Here is a 261-nt window from a genome sequence, read left to right as displayed (position 1 = left end):
CGCTGTTGGGGAGCCTGGGCGATCTGGTCGAAGGCCGAGGCCTCGTGCAGGTCCGGGTACGCGTCGTGCAGCACCTTGGTAATGGCGGCCGTGAGGGTCGTCTTACCGTGGTCGATGTGACCGATGGTGCCGATGTTGACGTGCGGCTTAGTCCGCTCGAACTTCGCCTTCGCCACTGGGATCCTCCTGTGGAGTGGTTCTGTACGCCTTACTCATCGGCGCCAGGTGATCTTTGCTGGGGTGGCGGCTGCCGGGGGCCCA

1 protein-coding gene is annotated in these 261 nt (G+C 64.8%); it reads right to left on the bottom strand.

Annotation, left to right across the window (positions count from 1 at the left end):
• On the bottom strand, nt 1-176 hold a 176-nt coding region (locus GJQ66_RS13085), incomplete at its 3' end, for a GTP-binding protein (RefSeq protein ID WP_368732940.1).
• Between the last annotated feature and the right edge of the window lie 85 nt (nt 177-261).

The organism is Microbacterium sp. ZXX196, from assembly GCF_009709595.1.
GTDB classification, from domain to species: Bacteria; Actinomycetota; Actinomycetes; order Actinomycetales; family Microbacteriaceae; genus Microbacterium; species Microbacterium excoecariae.
Note: the sequence above shows the minus strand (reverse complement) of the source record. Positions and strands in the feature narration are given on the sequence as shown.